Genomic DNA, 16,730 nt, shown 5'->3' with positions numbered 1-16,730 from the left:
TTTAGTTTTTAGTACCACCCAAATTGCAGATATTTGTGTAACAAAATATTTTAATGAGCTACAGAATAGGTTCGGGGATAGATTTTCATCAGTTGGTACCAGGCAGAGATCTTTGGATAGGAGGTGTAAAAATACCGCATACAAAAGGGGCCCTCGGGCATAGTGATGCAGATGTTTTATTACACGCAGTTTGCGATGCTATGCTGGGTGCTTTATCACTTGGTGATATTGGCGTTCATTTTCCTGATACCGACGCTTCTTTTAAAAATATTGATAGTAAGATATTATTAGCAAAATGCTTTGCACTGATACAAAGCAAAGGATATAAGATAGTAAATGTAGATACTACACTATGTTTACAGGAACCTAAAATAAAGCCTTATGTGGCAGCAATGCAGCAGGTTATGGCTTCAATTTTGCAGGTAACCACCGATGATGTTTCTGTTAAAGCCACCACCACCGAAAAGATGGGCTTTGTAGGCAGGGAAGAAGGTTTAATGGCTTATGCAACAATATTACTCTGCAAAGAGTCCTGATTAAAGAAATGTTCATTTTGAGAAGACTCCTTTTTACATACTGTTTCCTGCTTGCTATTGCTCCTGCTTTAGCGCAAAAGCAGGCTAATTACTGGTATTTTGGTTCCAGGGCAGGATTGGATTTTAATCAGAATCCACCAAAGCCATTTATAACAGATGGCGCAGCCAAATCTTTTGAAGGCACTGCCTGCATGTCAGATAATAACGGGCAATTGCTTTTTTATACTAATGGTTTGATGCTGTTCAACAGGCAACAGTTAAAAATGAAGAACGGAGATGGATTAGCCGGGCACCAGAGCAGTACTAATAATTGTGTTATTGTTCCTCAGCCGGGTAATGATAGTATTTACTACGTTTTTACAACCGGTGCTGCAATGCAGGAAACACACCAGTTTCTCTATAATATAGTTAACATGAACGGTGATGGCGGATTAGGGGAAGCGGTAGTTAAGAATACCATTATTGAAGATACCATTTTTGAAAAAATAGCAGCTGTAAAGCATTGTAATAACAGAGATGTATGGGTGGTTATTCATAAATGGGGTACTGATGAGTATCATTCTTACCTGTTGAGCGCAGCAGGGCTTAGCGGAAGCCCGGTAGTAAGCCATACCGGCCTTGTAATAAACGGGGATGAGAGAAATGAAATAGGCACACTAAAATTTTCAAGTAAGGGTAATAAACTGGCTGCTGTACATTCTTTTGAAAATGATGCAGTAGAATTGATGGACTTTGACAACACCACAGGTATTATTTCTAATCCGGTAGTTTTTTATCCCAATACAAGTAACCCCCGCCAGTTATCTTATACAGGAGTGTATGGGGCAGAGTTTTCTCCTAATGGCAAGTTACTCTATGTATCTTCCAATTCTTCATCTGCAGAACCCTGTTTGTTGTACCAATTTGATATCAGCTCCAGCAATGCAGCTACAATAACATCTACCAAACAAACCATTGCCAACAAAACAGCGTGGTTTGCGGGTGCATTGCAAACCGGGCCAGACCAAAAGATCTACATGGCAATGTGGAAAGACACTTCGGTGTCAGTGATTGATAACCCAGATGTATATGGTACCGGATGTAATTTCAACTACAACAAAATTTATATTGGCCCTGTTGCATTAGAACCGGTACAGTTTGGACTTCCTACATTTATCCAAAGCTATTTTGATACTATTTCTAATCCATATGATTTTGCAAGACTGGGTAATTGTTTAGATAAAGACATCAGTTTTAAGATCAACAGGGTAAATGGTATCGACTCAGTGAAATGGGATTTTGGAGACGGGCAAAAATCGCAGGTACTGCAACCAGTAAATCATTATCTGAATCCCGGATTTTATGATGTACGATTGATTGTTTACAAAGTGGATTGTTCGGGGCAGAATGATACCATCACCAGGCGTATATGGATTGCCGGGGCTGCAGATTTTCTTGGGAAGGATACGGCAAGTTGTGATCAGCTTTCTTTACAACTTGGTATTGAAGATATTTTTGGTGTACATTATTTATGGAACACCGGTGCACTCAGTAATAAAATTACCACATCAGCTAATGGAATATATTGGCTTGAAGTGGAGCAAAACGGGTGTAAGATCAGGGATAGTATAACCGTATCTACCAAGCCTAAGCCTACTGTAAATGCAGGGCGGGATACTTCAATATGCTTAAACAACCAGCTTGTTTTAAAGGCAATCAGCACAGCTAGTCAATACTTATGGAATACCGGTGAAACTACTCCTTCCATTACCATCAATAAACCAGGCAATTATTATGTTACAGTAACAGAAAGTGGTTGCATTGGATCGGATAGCATGATGGTTATAGCCGGCGATTGCGATATTTTTATACCCAATGCATTTACGCCCAACAACGATGGCATTAATGATTACTTCAAGGTACTGGGTAGCATGATCGTTCATGATTATTCCATGAAAATTTACAACAGGTATGGCCAGGTAATCTTCAGCACCAATAATATTGCAGATAAATGGGATGGCAAATACAAAGGCAAGCCTATGTTACCAGGTGCATATCCATGGTCTGTTATTTATATTAATGGCAAAGGATACACCAAGTGGCTCAGGGGTACAGTTTTAATAGTCCGTTAACAAGCCTCATAAAAACAACGTTTTTTTATCTTTCTACATTAGTACCTTTGCGCTCATGCAAATAGTTTCTGTTAACATTATCAACCATTCTGATAATCCGCTGCCTTCTTATGCAACGGATGGTTCGGCCGGTATGGACATAAGAGCCAGTTTAGAAAGCACTGTTACACTACAACCATTAGAACGTTCACTTGTACCTACCGGCCTATTTATTGAATTGCCGGCAGGCTATGAGGCACAGATAAGGCCGAGAAGTGGATTGGCAATTAAACAAGGCATCACCTGTTTAAATACTCCCGGTACAATTGATAGTGATTACAGGGGAGAAGTAAAAGTGATACTGATAAATCTTAGTGATACTGTACAGGAAATTAATACAGGAGACCGTATTGCGCAAATGGTTATTGCTAAAACAGAAAGAGCTGAATTGTTTTTGGTACAGCAATTGAATGACACGGTAAGAGGCACTGGCGGTTTTGGCCATACAGGCGTTAAGTAACAATTACCCTCAAAAAACGTAAAACAGTAATGAAGCACTTAATTATTATTTTTTCTGCGGTACTCGCCATCACGCTATCAACAGAGAGTTGCCGGACCACTAAACATATCAGTAAGGCCATTGCGCCAAAAGACAGTGTGGTAAATATAATTCCCGAGAATACATCTGCTGCGGATTCTTTAAAAATGATACAGGCTACTATGGCAAAATTGCAAAGCCATTATATTGATTACAAAACCTTTAATGCAAAAATAAAAGTAGAGTATGAAGATAGTAAAGGTAAACAGCCTGACATTACTGCTGTGGTTAGAATTATAAAAGATAGCGCCATCTGGGTATCATTATCTGCTACTATTTTAAATTTTGAAGTATACAGGATGCTGATCACTAAAGACAGTGTTATCCTGATGAATAAAAGAGACAAAGAAGTACAATACCGCTCATTGGATTACCTGCAGGATGTAACAGAAATACCTTTTGATTATAAAACCATCCAGGATATTTTAATCGGGAACCCCATCTTTCTTGACAGTAACGTTGTGTCTTATAAAAAAGTAGATTCTAAAATACTGGTATCTACTATCGGCCAGTTTTTTAAAAACCTCCTCACACTGTCAGACGATAATAATTTATTGTTACATAGCAAGCTGGATGATGTGGATGTAAACCGTAACAGAACTGCCGATATAACTTATGACGATTTTGAGAATAAGAATGGTATAGATTTTTCAACGTACAGGGAAATAACTGTATCGGAAAAAAACAAACTGGACATCAGGATGAATTATAAACAATATGAGTTTAACAAAGAATTATCTGTTTCTTTCAGTATTCCCAAAAATTTTAAACGGAAGTAAGCGTTATTTTTAATTATACACAGGTGTGGGTTTTTAACCCGCTACATAATTCCTGTTTCAATTGTATTTTTGATAAACTCCCAAATTCGGCTAATGGTAAAAATAATCTGCACAGTTTTTTTAGTATGCTTTAGCACCATGGCTATGGCACAGCAAACCCGTGAAGAGTTGGAAAAGCAAAGAGCGCAACTGAAAAAAGAACTGGAACAGACCCAAAGAATGGTGGAAGAGAATAAAGCCAAATCAAAAGAAAGTTTTTTGAACTGGAAACTGGTTAACGATAAAGTAAATATACAGGAGCGGATAATAGACAATATTAACAGGGATATTAACCTGCTGGATGATAATATGGTTACTACCCAAAGAGATATTAACCGCTATGATAAGTTACTGGATACACTAAAACAGGAGTATGCAAAAAGTATGATATATGCTTATAAAAACAGGAGTAATTATGATTTTATAAACTTCGTTTTTTCTGCTTCAAGTTTTAATGATGCCATAAAAAGAGTTACTTATTTAAAGAGCTATCGTAATTACAGGGAGATGCAGGGAGAAAATATTTTACGTACCCAGGAACTGCGTAAAAAAAGAATTGAGGAATTAAGCGGTACCAAGCAAAAGAAAAGCATGGTATTACAGGATAAGGATAAAGAGATGAGTGCACTGGAAATACAACAGCGGGAAAAAGACAGGGTGTTAAGCGAATTGAAAAAACAGGGCAAGCAGTTAAATAATCAGTTGGCAGCAACAAGGAATCAATTAAAAAAAGTAGATAATGCTATTACCGCTGCAATTGCCAGGGCTATCAACGATGCTAAAAAACTGGCGGCAAAAAAAGCGGCAGAAGACAAAATTAAGGATGATGCAGTAGCAAAAGCCAATGCAAAAGCCAATACGAATACTAACCCCACTACCAGCCCAACAAAGCCAACTATAATTACTAAAAAGGCCGATCCTAAAAAGGCAGCACCGGAAAGTGTTTTATTAAATGCAGAGAATAAGACGATAAATACCGAGTTTATCAATAACAGGGGCGCTTTACCATGGCCTGTAGATAAAGGGTATACACTGATGCATTATGGGCCAAACACATTGGTAAGTGGTACTGTTTTGGTAAAAACAGGGGTAACTGTTGCGGCGGATATTGGAAGTTCAGTAAAATCGGTATTTAATGGTACTGTTACCACCGTTGCCAATATTGATGATATGCAGGTGGTAATTATTCAGCATGGTAAATATTTCAGTACCTATAGCAATCTAACCAATGTATCGGTACAGCGTGGCCAGGTGGTTACAACAGGGCAGGTAATAGGAAGGGTTGCTGAAAATTTAGATGGTATTGGTGCCATTGATTTTTATATCAGCGATGAAAAAGCTAACCAGGATCCTGAAAGATGGCTGCGCCACCGTTAAAGTTATATCACCCTTTTGTACAAAGCTTCGTAAACAGGTACAATATTTTCAATATCAAATTTTTTGGCCTGCTCCAGGGCATTGGTTTTAAATTGTTGCAATGTAGTATCATCTTTAAGAATAGCTAAAGCATTTTTTGCCATATCATCTATATCACCCACATTACTCATGTAGCCACAATAACCGTTGATATTAATTTCGGGTAAGCCTCCGGCGTTAGTAGATATCACAGGTACTTCAGCAGCCATAGCTTCTAAAGCAGCCAAACCAAAACTCTCGTATTCACTGGTTAATAAAAATAAATCGGCAATAGGCAAAATGTCTTCCATTTGTTCCTGCTTGCCTAAAAATTTAATTTTATCACTTATCACACAGTCCCTGCAAATGCTTTCTACATAAGGTCTTTCGGGGCCATCGCCCAGTAACAATAATTTAGCCGGCATCGTTTCCACAATTTTCATAAACACTTTTACCACATCATCCACACGTTTTACCTTTCTGAAATTACTGGCATGCACAATTATTTTTTCTCCGTTAGGCGCTACAATTTTTCTGAAAGCATCCACCGGTTTTTTATTAAAGCGTTTTACATCAACAAAGTTGTGAATCACTTCAATTTCTTTTTCAATTACAAAATTCTTATAGGTTTCTTCTTTTAAATTTTGTGATACAGCAGTAAGTATATCACTTTCATTCATAGAAAAAGTTACCACGGGGCTGTATGTTTTATCACGTCCTACTAATGTAATATCAGTGCCATGCAAAGTGGTAATTACAGGAATTCTTTTTCCCTGCTTGGCTAAAATCTGCTTAGCCATATAAGCTGCTGCCGCATGCGGTATAGCATAATGTACATGCAATAATTCCACATTATTATTCATGATCACATCCACCATAGTGCTGGCTAAAGCCGTTTCGTAAGGCGGGTAATCAAATAATGGATAAGTAGGCACCCTCACTTCATGATAAAAAATATTGGCATGAAAACCACTTAATCTTACCGGTTGCTGGTAAGTAATAAAATGAATATTGTGCCCTTTGTCGGCAAGTGCCTTACCCAATTCTGTAGCCAATACCCCACTACCGCCAAATGTAGGATAGCAAACAATTCCAATATTCATATAAAAGAAGCTTTAATAATTTTTGCAATGGTTTTAAACAGCAGGCTGCAATTTAGCATATTATTTTTCAGCATTCATTCCACTCATGTAATGAACGTTTTCGAAATCGGATATATTAGCGATGACGACAGTCAGGAAAATTGATCCGCCAGCATGATTATCACACTTTACGTATTGCCAATAAATCGTTAAGTTTGTTGCACAACTCAACTTATGTATAAAAAGAAATTGTTTTTCTCAGCTGTATTGCTATGCAGCTTTTTTACCTGCTTTTCTCAAAATGATGATTCGGTACTGATCAAAAGGATATCAGATGATATTCTGCTTAATGGTAAGGCATATTCCAATTTATATACTTTATGCAAATCTGTAGGCCAAAGGCTTAGCGGCAGCGCAGGCATGTACAAAGGAGAAGCATGGGGGCAGCAGGCTTTAAAAGATGCGGGCGCACAAAATGTTTATTTACAGGAATGCATGGTGCCGCATTGGGTAAGGGGCAAAAAAGAAGAAGCTGGTTTCAAAACGCATAAAAGAGGAATGGATCCGTCGTTTAATGTGCTGTCTATTGGCAATGCAGTGGGTACCGGTAATGCCGGAGTAACGGCTAAAGTAATTGAAGTGAAAAATTTTGCAGAACTGGAGCAAAGAAAAAATGAAGTAAAGGGTAATATAGTATTCTATAATTATCCTTTTAATAAAACCTATTTAAGAGGTGCTTATGGCGATGCTGTTAGATATAGAAGCGGCGGAGCTTCTGCAGCTGCAAAATATGGCGCCCTGGCTGTTATTGTTCGTTCTGTTACTGCGGCTACGGATGATAATCCGCATACAGGTGCATTACGTTACAATGATTCTTTTCCAAAAATTCCTGCAGTTGCTATTAGTACAAAAGGTGCAGATGAACTGAGTAAATATCTTAAAGGCAATTATAAAAATGATCAGTTTTATATAAGGACCAACTGTGTTATGCTTGCCGATACTATCGGGCACAATGTTGTTGGCGAGATAAAAGGAACTGAATTTCCTGATGAAATAATTACCATTGGGGGGCATATGGATAGCTGGGATCCTGCCGAAGGTGCCAATGATGACGGGGCAGGGATGGTACAAAGCATTGAGATTTTAAGAGCATTCAATGCCATTGGATATAAGCCCAAACGCACTATAAGAATTGTGTTATTTGCCAATGAAGAAAATGGCGGCAGAGGAGGAGATAAATATGCAGAACTTGCAAAAACAAAAAATGAAAATCATATCATGGCAATGGAAAGCGATGGCGGATCTGAATATCCCCGTGGTTTTGGGTGTGGTATGACAAAAGCCCAATTTGCAAAAGTAGAACCCTGGAAAAAATATTTTGAACCTTATGATGCCGATAAATTTTCTTTTAGTGAAGGTGGCGGTGGCGGATCTGATATAGGGCCATTACAAACTAAATTTAAAACGGCCCAGTTTGGTTTAAGTACTACAGCACAACGGTATTTTAATTTTCATCATTCTGCCATTGATGTATTTGAAAATGTAAATGCACAGGAATTACACCTGGGTGCTGCAGTAATGGCGGCAATGGTGTATTTGGTCGATAAATACGGATTATAATTATCTTACAAAAAAATAAAAACATGGAAGACATAAAAGCACCGGAGATAGTGAAACCTCAACCTAAAAAAGCAGGGGGCTTTAAAAAATTTGTACGTTGGTTTACATTTATTTTACTGGTGATATTAGGACTGTTTGGCTATTGGAAGTATTATTATAATTATGGGGACGACGGAACCAGAACAGGTTTATTACAAAAATTTTCTCACAAGGGGAATATTTTTAAAACTTACGAAGGAGAGCTGGTACTCAGCAGTGTTTCATCTACTAATAATGTAGCATTAGCATCAGAAAAATTTTTATTTTCTGTTGTAGATGATAGTATTGCTAAAGTGTTACAATCTTATGATGGAAAGAGAGTACAGCTTAAATATATAGAAAAAAATGGGGCTTTACCATGGAGAGGAGATAGCAGGTATATTGTTATCGAAGCCAAATTAGAACCCAATCAATAAAATTTATCCCTGCAATAAAAATATAACCGGCTTTTTATGAAAGTCGGTTTTTTCTTTTTTCCAATCAGCCACAGTTTTTGTTTTAATAAATTCGGTTGCGGCAGTAAGTTCAGCAGCAATGCAGAATTTTGTAGATGGCTTGCAGGTTTTTAAAACAGTTTCTATTAACTGGTTATTTCTATACGGTGTTTCAATAAAAATTTTGGTACTGTTATTTTTTGCAGAAGAGGCTTCCAGTTCTCTAATGGTTTTAATTTTTTCATTAGTATCAATTGGAAGGTAGCCCACAAATTCAAACTGCTGTCCGTTCATGCCACTGGCCATTAAGGCTAAAAGAATAGAACTTGGCCCTACCAGTGGTTTTATTACTGCATTCATTTGTTGTGCTGCAGCAATTAATATTTGCCCGGGATCTGCAATACCCGGGCAACCGGCTTCGCTGATTATAGCAATGTTTTTACCAGCAGTTATTTTTTGTTTAAAAGTACTGATCAGTTCTTCTTCTGCTTTGTGAATAGTAAACCATTCATAATTGTCAATTACAATTTCTTTGCAAATACTTTTTAAAAAGCGCCTGGCTGTTCTTTCATTCTCCGCAAAAATTACGGAGCAATTTTTTACTGCATCAATAATGTATAGAGGAATAGTTTGTGTAGCTGCTTCGTCTAATACACAGGGTACTAAATAAATTGTACTTGTCATTTTTTTTGCAGAATTTTTAAAGATATTTTAATTCGTCTGACGATTCACGCCTCACGCTTGTCTCACCATTGCTGATACACCACCCTCTTTATCACCATACAAACTGATGGTTGCTGCAATTACTGCATAACCCGGTGCCAATACCCACCCCAGTAAAGGAATAAAATGCATCATGTAAAAAACCAGGCCATTGCCAATGGCCAATCCTCTGTGCTTACCTATAAATGCAATACTTTGTGAGGTAGATAATTTATGTCTTTCGCAGCTGTAATCCAGCATCGAAAAACCAAGATAATAACATTCCACCAGCAGCGCAATTAATGGTGTTATCCAGCCGATGACCGGTATAAAGGCTAAAATAAAAATAGACACTGCATACACTGTTTGCCACAGCATATTCCGCAACGCAATTCTAACACCTCGTATAATGTCTTTTATCAATTGCGAAAAACTAAATGGAAAATCATGGCCTTCCATAATGGCTTCTGTTTTTTCACTCAGGTAAGCAAACAAAGGCGAGCCCACAATAAGAAACATGTATTTAAAAAGAGAAAAATAAAATAACAACAACACCAGGTATAAAATGATCTGGGCAAAAATCATCAGCCAGTTTAGCCAGCTGTTCTGCATTTTTTGCATCCATTCTGTAGCGCCGGTTTTTAGCAGTACAAAATCAATGGCATAATTACTGGATTTAAGAAACAGCCAGATACCTGCACAAAACAGGATTGTATATACCAGCCCGGGAATCAGGATCCATTTCCATAACCGGTGCTTTATAATAAAGCGGTGTGTTTGAAAATAGGCTTGTATAGCGGTAATAATTTCTTTAAGCATTGGGAAGGTTGGTGGCTATAGTTTTTTTATTTTAGCTTTAAAGTTAAAGATATAATGAAGAAGTTACCTGTTGAATTTTATGACAGAGATAATGTAGTGCAAATAGCCCGTGACTTATTAGGTAAAATAATAATTACAAAATTTGACGGGCATACCACTTCGGGAAAAATTGTGGAAACGGAAGCCTATATTGGTGGCCATACCGACAGGGCTTCCCATGCATATAATGGCAAACGAACAGCCCGTAATGAACATATGTATGCATCACCGGGTATTTCTTATGTGTATATCTGCTACGGCATGCACCACTTGTTTAATGTGGTAACCAATAAAAAAAATATTCCTGATGCTGTTTTGATACGGGCTGTTGAACCACTGCAGGGGATTGATATTATGCTGCAACGAACCGGTAAATTAAAACTGGATAACACTTTAACCAAAGGACCCGGCAATACAGGAAAAGCATTGGGTATTTCTAAAGAACATTCCGGACTCAATCTATTGGGTAACAAAATATTTATTTGCGATGATGATATTTTCTATGCCAAGAATGAAATTGGTATGAGTGCCCGTATTGGCGTGGAAGGTGCCGGCGATGACGCATTACACCCTTACCGCTTTTTTGTAAAAGGCAATAAATTTGTAAGCGGATATCCCAATAAATAAATCAGAACACTAAGCATTATAAATAAAAAACTCCCGCTTTTAAAAGCGGGAGTTAAAATATCAGGTGTAATCAGATCTAACGAACTAATACTTCGCCTCTCTTAATTACTTTACCATTACTGTCGCTTAACACAACATAGTACACACCGCTTCCATTTCTTCTTAAATCAACTTTAAGTAATTGGTAAGCTTGTGTAACAGGGAATTCGTTGTTGTACACTCTTTCTCCTTTACTGCTGTAAATAGTTACAATCTGTTTAGTAGTTGAGCCACCCTGGTTATAGTAAGCTACTGTAAACTGTCCGTTATTAGGACTAGGGTAGATAAACAGTTTGCTACTGGCAGAATCACTGATGGTAATTGTAGCCGGAACTGAGATACAAGAACCGATTGTTGCTACAACTGTATAAAGTCCCAGTTCATTTACCGAAACATTTACAGAATTACCCACCACAGAGATCGGCACGCCGTTTCTGGTCCACACTGTTGTAAATCCTGTTGGAGGAGTAACTGAAGCAGTGATGGTAGTGGTGAGGCCTGGTAACAATTTAGTGTAAGGTGATGCTGTTAAAGTAACTGTTGGTTGTGCACTTACTGTAAGTGCTGCACTTACTGTGTTTACTGCGCCACATGGTGCTAATCCTGAAACAACGTTGCGGTACAGGTAACCATTCATACCGGCAGTTACACCGGTTAAGGTTAATGTAGCTGTAGTTGCACCACTGTAAATTCCACCGTTGGTGATATTGCTCCATGTAGTTCCGCCATTAGTACTTTCCTGCCATTGCAGTGTTGGTGAAGTACCTGCTGCCACTACACTGAAGCTGGTAGTACCGGTAGCACAAATGGTTGCTGCTGCAGGTGGTGTGGTGATACTGATTGGAGTATACACAGTTAATATACTTGCAGTACTATTTACTGCAGGAGTACAGGTACCACTGATCACACAACGGTAACGATACGTATTCATAGTAACTGTTGCTGCTGTAATTGATAGCGTAGCTGAAGTTGCACCGCTGTACACACCACCGTTGGTGATGGCATTCCATGTTGTACCATTATCTGTACTTAATTGCCACTGATAAGTTAGCGCTGTACCATTTGCAACTACACCATACGATGTATTCTGGCCTGCACAAATAGTTGTGCCTGCTACAGGTTGTGTTGTAATGGCCGGAGCTGTATTTACAGTTAATATACCTGCAGTTGAGTTTACAGCACCACAAGAAGTAGCGCCGCTAACTATACAACGGTATTGATAAGTAGTCATACCTGCTGTAACACCAGTTAAGGTTAATGTAGCTGTAGTTGCACCACTGTACACACCTCCATTGGCGATATTGTTCCAGGTGCCACCACCGTTTGTGCTTTCCTGCCACTGGTAAGTTGGTGAGGTACCGGTAGCGGTTACACCAAATGTAGTGGTGGTTCCGGCACACACTACAGAAGCAAGCGGTTGCGCTGTAATAGCAACCGGTGTATTTACGGTTAATGTTACACAAGCTGATGTTGCAGCTGGTGTACATGTTCCACTGATCACACACTTATATGCATAACCGTTCATAGTAGTTGGAGCGCCTGTAATAGTTAGAGTAGCAGTTGTAGCTCCTGTATAAACACCGCCGTTAACCACATTAGTGAATGTACCAGCACAACCGGTTGTACTAACCTGCCATTGGTAGGTGGCAGCTGTACCTGTTGCAACAGTAGTAAAGGAAGTATTCTGCGTAGCACAAACTATACTACTCACTGGTTGTGATGTAATATTCGGCGCTGTATTTACGGTTAAGGTTGCTGCACTGGAGTTAATAGCAGGGCAACTTCCGGTAACCACACAACGGTATTGATTATTATTCATACCTGCTGTAACACCAGTAAGGGTTAAGGTTACTGTGGTTGCGCCACTGTACACACCTCCATTGGTGATGGTATTCCATGTACCACCGCCATTAGTGCTTTCCTGCCATTGATAACTGATTACAGTTCCTGTGGTAGCAACGGTGTAGCTGGTTGTTGAGCCGGCACAAACAATTGTACTTAATGGTTGTGATGTAATAGATAATGCAGTACCTACTGTAAGCGTACCGGCATTAGAGGTTGCTGATCCGGGGCAAGAACCGCTGATCACACAACGATATTGATAGGTATTCATACCAATTGTAGTTGGATTGATACTTAATGTAGCAGTTAATACACCAGAGTAAGGAGCCCCGTTAGCTAAATTATTCCATGTACCGCCGCCATTGGTACTCTCCTGCCATTGGTAGGTTAATCCACCACCTGCACCGGTTACACTAAAGGTTGCAGTATTACCTGCACATACTGATGAGTTAAGCGGTTGTGCAGTAACCGATGGTGCTGCATTTACAGTTAAGATAGCAGCATTAGAATTTAAAGGTGTACATGCACTTCCTATTACACAGCGGTATTGATTATTATTCATCACCGCAGTAACACCTGTAAGTGTAAGGGTAACGCCACCAGCTCCGCTATAAATACCACCATTAAGAATATTACCCCATGTTCCACCGCCATTGGTACTTTCCTGCCATTGATAAGTAAGAGACGCACCTGTTGCGGCTACAGTGAAACTTGTATTGGCACCTGCACAAATAGCGCTGGCCCCCGGCTGACTTGTAATTGAAGTAGCTGCATTTACTGTTAGGATACCGGCATTGGATGTGGCCGAAGTTGGTGCACAGGAACCCGTAGCCACACATCGGTATTGATAACCATTCATGCCGGCAGTTGCTCCTGTAATGGTTAAGCTGATAGTAGTAGCACCACCGTAAACGCCGCCATTGGCAACATCGGTCCATGAACCGCCACCATTAATACTTACCTGCCATTGATATCCTGTACCTGTACCGGCAATTGAGAAAGTAGCGTTGTTGGTAGCACATATTGTAGCGTTGGCTGGTTGTGATGTAATAGATGCAGATGTGCAACCAGAAGGTATTGTTGCAGTCCACAAACCTCTTCCATAAGTTGCAGCCGCAATAGTACGATCAGATGAACGGTATTTAAGCATATCGCATCTTACTGTAGGGAAACTACTTTCCGGAACCCAAACAGTGCTGGCACCATTTAACAGGTCGGTTGACCATACACCTGTTTCTGTAGCAATATATGCTTTGGTATTATCATCAGGATGATATAGGGCCCAATAAACGGGCATATCAGGTAAGTTACCATCAACCCCAGTCCAGGTGGCTCCTCCATCAATTGATGACCATACATTGGTGACACCATAACTTGAAAAACAAGCCATCAGGTGTTGTTCATCTGAGCCTGCAACAACACAGTTTTGATAGCCACTCATACCAGCACCCGTGATATTTACATCGGTAGGTGTTGCTGTATTGGCATTGTCAACTTTTACTATACGTCCGCCAGCAGTTCCAAAATAAACCCTGTTGGCTGTATATGGAGATACATAAGCAGATGTAACACTTGAACCGTTAAAATTCGGAATAGCAATATTCGTATAAGTAAAACCACTTTGAGGGTCCTCCCATCTCAAATATTGTCCTGCAGTTGTACCTGCATAAACTTTATTACCCAGATTATCATAGTCATAAGGATCGATGAACTGACCGGTATTGTTACTTGGACCAAATGACCAACTTGCACCGCCATTAGCACTTCTTCTGAAATTGGCATATACATAAGCTCCTGTTTGAAACAATGGTTCATTTTGGTCAATGGCAACATAAGCACCGTCACCACCAAAAACTTCTATACTTCCACTAAGCCCGGGGTTATTAAATTGATGTGTACCGTTATCCTGGGCACCAGTTAAATAATAATTGGTAGTAACTGGATGTATCGCAACGGCATAAAATTGCTTTAACCTTAATCCTTCATTCCTGTCACGTATTACCACTCCTCCGTCAGAGGAATAATGTATACCACCATCGCATCCGAATATTAATTTGTTACCTCCATCGTACCAAAGTGCCTTATGTTGATCGGCATGTACATATTGGCCAGCTGTGCCTACCCATGCAGAAATTTTTGTCCAGCTTGCTCCTCCATCTGTTGTTTTAAAATTATCCAGCCCTCCCACAATACATTGATTTGGATCAGAAGGATTGATATTAACTGTGAGAGCATACCATCCCTGACCACTTGCCCAGCCACTTGTAGGCTGACCTGTAGTTGCGGTCCAGTTGTCACCTCCGTCAATCGACTTATACATAGTAGGAACCTGGTAAGATGCATTGGCCGGTGCAGCATAAAGTGTGTTACCGCTAACACCAATTTCGGCTCTCATATTATAAGTTGGGAATGGCGTAGTTGGTGCAACCCAACCAGTAGATGAAGTAGCTGTTGCTGCTATGTCAGTGTAACGGTATGCCTGTGTACTGAAAATCCCTGCCACCATATGGAGCCTTGAAGCTACTGCAGTAGAAGTGATCTCAAGGTCGCAAATATTAGTACTTAAACCGGTGGGAGTGATATTTGTCCAACTGGTACCGCCATTTGTAGATCTCAATAAGCCATTACCCCTTGTAGCTAAATATACATTGCCCTGAAAATCGCAAAGTATCCTGGTACAGTAATAATAGGTTGTGGTACTTGAAAGCTGTGACCAGGTTACACCATGGTCAGTACTTTTAAAAACACCGTTACCACGAACCGCACCACCTTCAAAATAAGATTCACCCGTACAAAAGTACATGGTGTTATAGTTTGTCGGATCTTGGGTGATTGCCGAAATTGAAAGGTTACCAAAATAGTCATTCACCAGCGTCCAGGGTGAAGGTGCAATAGTTATATCGGTTGTTTTCCATAAACCACCATCCCTTCCACCTACCCATACGGTTTTATGCGTAGGGTCTAAAGAGTCCACCATCATGGCGTCTATCCTGCCGGAAGTGATGCCGCTATTGGCACGGGTATTACCGTTTGAAGGGCCTACCACATCGCTGTTAGACCCCCTTTCTATCCAGCTTAAGGCGGAAACTATATTTTGTGAATTTGCTTGCAAGTCCTTTATCTGCTGGGTTTGCAATACAGCATCCCACATCTTTTCAGACGGCACTTGCCCTGTAGAAGGATTTTTGGTGCGATTAAATTGAAATTGTGCGGCCTTATCGGGACCGTCATACATTTCATCTTCTTCTTCGCCAATGGTTTCTGCCTTATGCTGGCAACCAGTCAGCAGTATGCCATAAGCAGAAATAGCAATAAGAAAAACTAAACAACTTTTGTACACTTGTTTCATAAAATTAATTTTTGAAAATATAGATTGTTATTTGGTGGTGGTGTATTTACTTCTTTAGTAACTGTACATACAGGTGCCGTATACACCTGGAATTTTTGTGCAGTTATTGTTTTATTATTAAAAACTGTTTCCTGAATTTGCTCTGTAAAATCTGATAACTGGAATTTTATAGTGTGTTTGCCATCCTTGTTGCTGGAAGTATTGTCTGCATTAGCTTTCTCTTTTTTCAGCATATCTTCCACCAATTGCTCCTCTTTTTTATCATTTAAACAATACAAAATAGTCTTGCCGTTTATAATTTCCTTTTTAGCTACATCATACATCTGGCCATTCAGGAAAAACTCTTTCCCCTCTTCTTCCCAGGTAATTTTATCCTGGTTATCTTCTACATTAACTTGTTCCAACTGATCTTCGTTAACTGTGGAAAGTAGTTGTTCTTCGGCTTGTTCTTTAAGTTGATGTTGCTGAATGAGATATATAAAACGGTACCCTATCTGGGAGAAAAAAAGGAGGGATAAAATTAATATTGTAATTGATTTCTTCAATAGTTGCTAGTTCGATAATAAAAGTAATAAATTTTAGTGCAGGAGTAAAATTTTGTTTGCCCCGTTAACAAAAACCAGCTCAATATAGTACCACAAATGCAGTTATTCTATACTTAGTTTTAATTATATACTTCAGCTTAACAGCATTTAAAGTAT

The 16,730-nt window shown here is 39.3% G+C and carries 13 protein-coding genes; 8 read left to right on the top strand and 5 right to left on the bottom strand.

Annotated features, from left to right (window positions below; all coding sequences use genetic code 11):
• Positions 1–53: 53 nt before the first annotated feature.
• From ispF to ACQ334_RS07710, 5 genes are all read left to right on the top strand, one after another.
• A complete protein-coding gene (gene ispF / locus ACQ334_RS07730; RefSeq protein WP_430987611.1) occupies positions 54–536 on the top strand; it encodes a 2-C-methyl-D-erythritol 2,4-cyclodiphosphate synthase in 483 nt (160 codons plus the stop codon).
• Between the two features lie 17 nt (positions 537–553).
• Positions 554–2,647, top strand: a complete 2,094-nt coding sequence (locus ACQ334_RS07725) for a T9SS type B sorting domain-containing protein (RefSeq protein WP_430987610.1) — start codon at positions 554–556, stop codon at positions 2,645–2,647.
• 55 nt (positions 2,648–2,702) lie between these two features.
• Positions 2,703–3,146: a dUTP diphosphatase gene (gene dut, locus ACQ334_RS07720; protein WP_430987609.1), complete on the top strand. Its 444-nt coding sequence runs from the start codon at positions 2,703–2,705 to the stop codon at positions 3,144–3,146.
• 29 nt (positions 3,147–3,175) lie between these two features.
• The gene (locus tag ACQ334_RS07715) at positions 3,176–4,003 is read left to right on the top strand and encodes a DUF4292 domain-containing protein (RefSeq protein ID WP_430987608.1); all 828 of its coding nucleotides are present in this window, start codon (positions 3,176–3,178) and stop codon (positions 4,001–4,003) included.
• Positions 4,004–4,096: 93 nt separating this feature from the next.
• Positions 4,097–5,419: a murein hydrolase activator EnvC family protein gene (locus ACQ334_RS07710; RefSeq protein ID WP_430987607.1), complete on the top strand. Its 1,323-nt coding sequence runs from the start codon at positions 4,097–4,099 to the stop codon at positions 5,417–5,419.
• Positions 5,420–5,421: 2 nt separating this feature from the next.
• On the opposite strand, the gene bshA is transcribed toward ACQ334_RS07710, so the two are convergent.
• Positions 5,422–6,540: an N-acetyl-alpha-D-glucosaminyl L-malate synthase BshA gene (gene bshA, locus ACQ334_RS07705; RefSeq protein WP_430987606.1), complete on the bottom strand. Its 1,119-nt coding sequence runs from the start codon at positions 6,538–6,540 to the stop codon at positions 5,422–5,424.
• A 213-nt stretch (positions 6,541–6,753) separates the two neighbouring features.
• Here bshA and ACQ334_RS07700 point away from each other — a divergent pair, with 213 nt between their 5' ends.
• On the top strand, positions 6,754–8,139 hold the full coding sequence (locus tag ACQ334_RS07700; protein WP_430987605.1) for a M20/M25/M40 family metallo-hydrolase: 1,386 nt from the start codon (positions 6,754–6,756) through the stop codon (positions 8,137–8,139).
• 23 nt (positions 8,140–8,162) lie between these two features.
• Positions 8,163–8,594, top strand: coding sequence for a hypothetical protein (locus ACQ334_RS07695; RefSeq protein WP_430987604.1), 432 nt, complete (start codon positions 8,163–8,165; stop codon positions 8,592–8,594).
• Between the two features lie 3 nt (positions 8,595–8,597).
• Here the strand turns inward: ACQ334_RS07695 and ACQ334_RS07690 are convergent, their stop codons facing one another.
• Complete coding sequence (locus tag ACQ334_RS07690; protein WP_430987603.1) at positions 8,598–9,296, bottom strand: SAM-dependent methyltransferase; 699 nt, start codon at positions 9,294–9,296, stop codon at positions 8,598–8,600.
• A 51-nt stretch (positions 9,297–9,347) separates the two neighbouring features.
• Complete coding sequence (locus ACQ334_RS07685; protein ID WP_430987602.1) at positions 9,348–10,133, bottom strand: EI24 domain-containing protein; 786 nt, start codon at positions 10,131–10,133, stop codon at positions 9,348–9,350.
• A gap of 54 nt (positions 10,134–10,187) precedes the next feature.
• On the opposite strand from ACQ334_RS07685, the gene ACQ334_RS07680 reads away from it, so the two are divergent.
• Positions 10,188–10,799: a DNA-3-methyladenine glycosylase gene (locus ACQ334_RS07680; RefSeq protein ID WP_430987601.1), complete on the top strand. Its 612-nt coding sequence runs from the start codon at positions 10,188–10,190 to the stop codon at positions 10,797–10,799.
• A gap of 76 nt (positions 10,800–10,875) precedes the next feature.
• Here the strand turns inward: ACQ334_RS07680 and ACQ334_RS07675 are convergent, their stop codons facing one another.
• A complete protein-coding gene (locus tag ACQ334_RS07675) occupies positions 10,876–16,029 on the bottom strand; it encodes a T9SS type A sorting domain-containing protein (RefSeq protein WP_430987600.1) in 5,154 nt (1,717 codons plus the stop codon).
• On the bottom strand, positions 16,026–16,574 hold the full coding sequence (locus tag ACQ334_RS07670; protein ID WP_430987599.1) for a hypothetical protein: 549 nt from the start codon (positions 16,572–16,574) through the stop codon (positions 16,026–16,028). Before ACQ334_RS07670 ends, ACQ334_RS07675 begins: the two co-directional genes overlap by 4 nt.
• Positions 16,575–16,730 lie beyond the last annotated feature (156 nt).

It is taken from the genome of Ferruginibacter sp. SUN106 (assembly GCF_050611765.1).
In the GTDB taxonomy this organism is placed as follows: Bacteria; Bacteroidota; Bacteroidia; order Chitinophagales; family Chitinophagaceae; genus Ferruginibacter.
This window is presented reverse-complemented; position numbering and strand designations above follow the sequence as displayed.

Coding starts and splice junctions, on each gene's coding strand:
- ispF (WP_430987611.1), top strand. CDS start 54: ATGAGCTACAGAATAGGTTCGGGGATAGATTTTCATCAGTTGGTACCA.
- dut (WP_430987609.1), top strand. CDS start 2,703: ATGCAAATAGTTTCTGTTAACATTATCAACCATTCTGATAATCCGCTG.
- ACQ334_RS07715 (WP_430987608.1), top strand. CDS start 3,176: ATGAAGCACTTAATTATTATTTTTTCTGCGGTACTCGCCATCACGCTA.
- ACQ334_RS07710 (WP_430987607.1), top strand. CDS start 4,097: ATGGTAAAAATAATCTGCACAGTTTTTTTAGTATGCTTTAGCACCATG.
- bshA (WP_430987606.1), bottom strand. CDS start 6,540: ATGAATATTGGAATTGTTTGCTATCCTACATTTGGCGGTAGTGGGGTA.
- ACQ334_RS07700 (WP_430987605.1), top strand. CDS start 6,754: ATGTATAAAAAGAAATTGTTTTTCTCAGCTGTATTGCTATGCAGCTTT.
- ACQ334_RS07695 (WP_430987604.1), top strand. CDS start 8,163: ATGGAAGACATAAAAGCACCGGAGATAGTGAAACCTCAACCTAAAAAA.
- ACQ334_RS07690 (WP_430987603.1), bottom strand. CDS start 9,296: ATGACAAGTACAATTTATTTAGTACCCTGTGTATTAGACGAAGCAGCT.
- ACQ334_RS07685 (WP_430987602.1), bottom strand. CDS start 10,133: ATGCTTAAAGAAATTATTACCGCTATACAAGCCTATTTTCAAACACAC.
- ACQ334_RS07680 (WP_430987601.1), top strand. CDS start 10,188: ATGAAGAAGTTACCTGTTGAATTTTATGACAGAGATAATGTAGTGCAA.
- ACQ334_RS07675 (WP_430987600.1), bottom strand. CDS start 16,029: ATGAAACAAGTGTACAAAAGTTGTTTAGTTTTTCTTATTGCTATTTCT.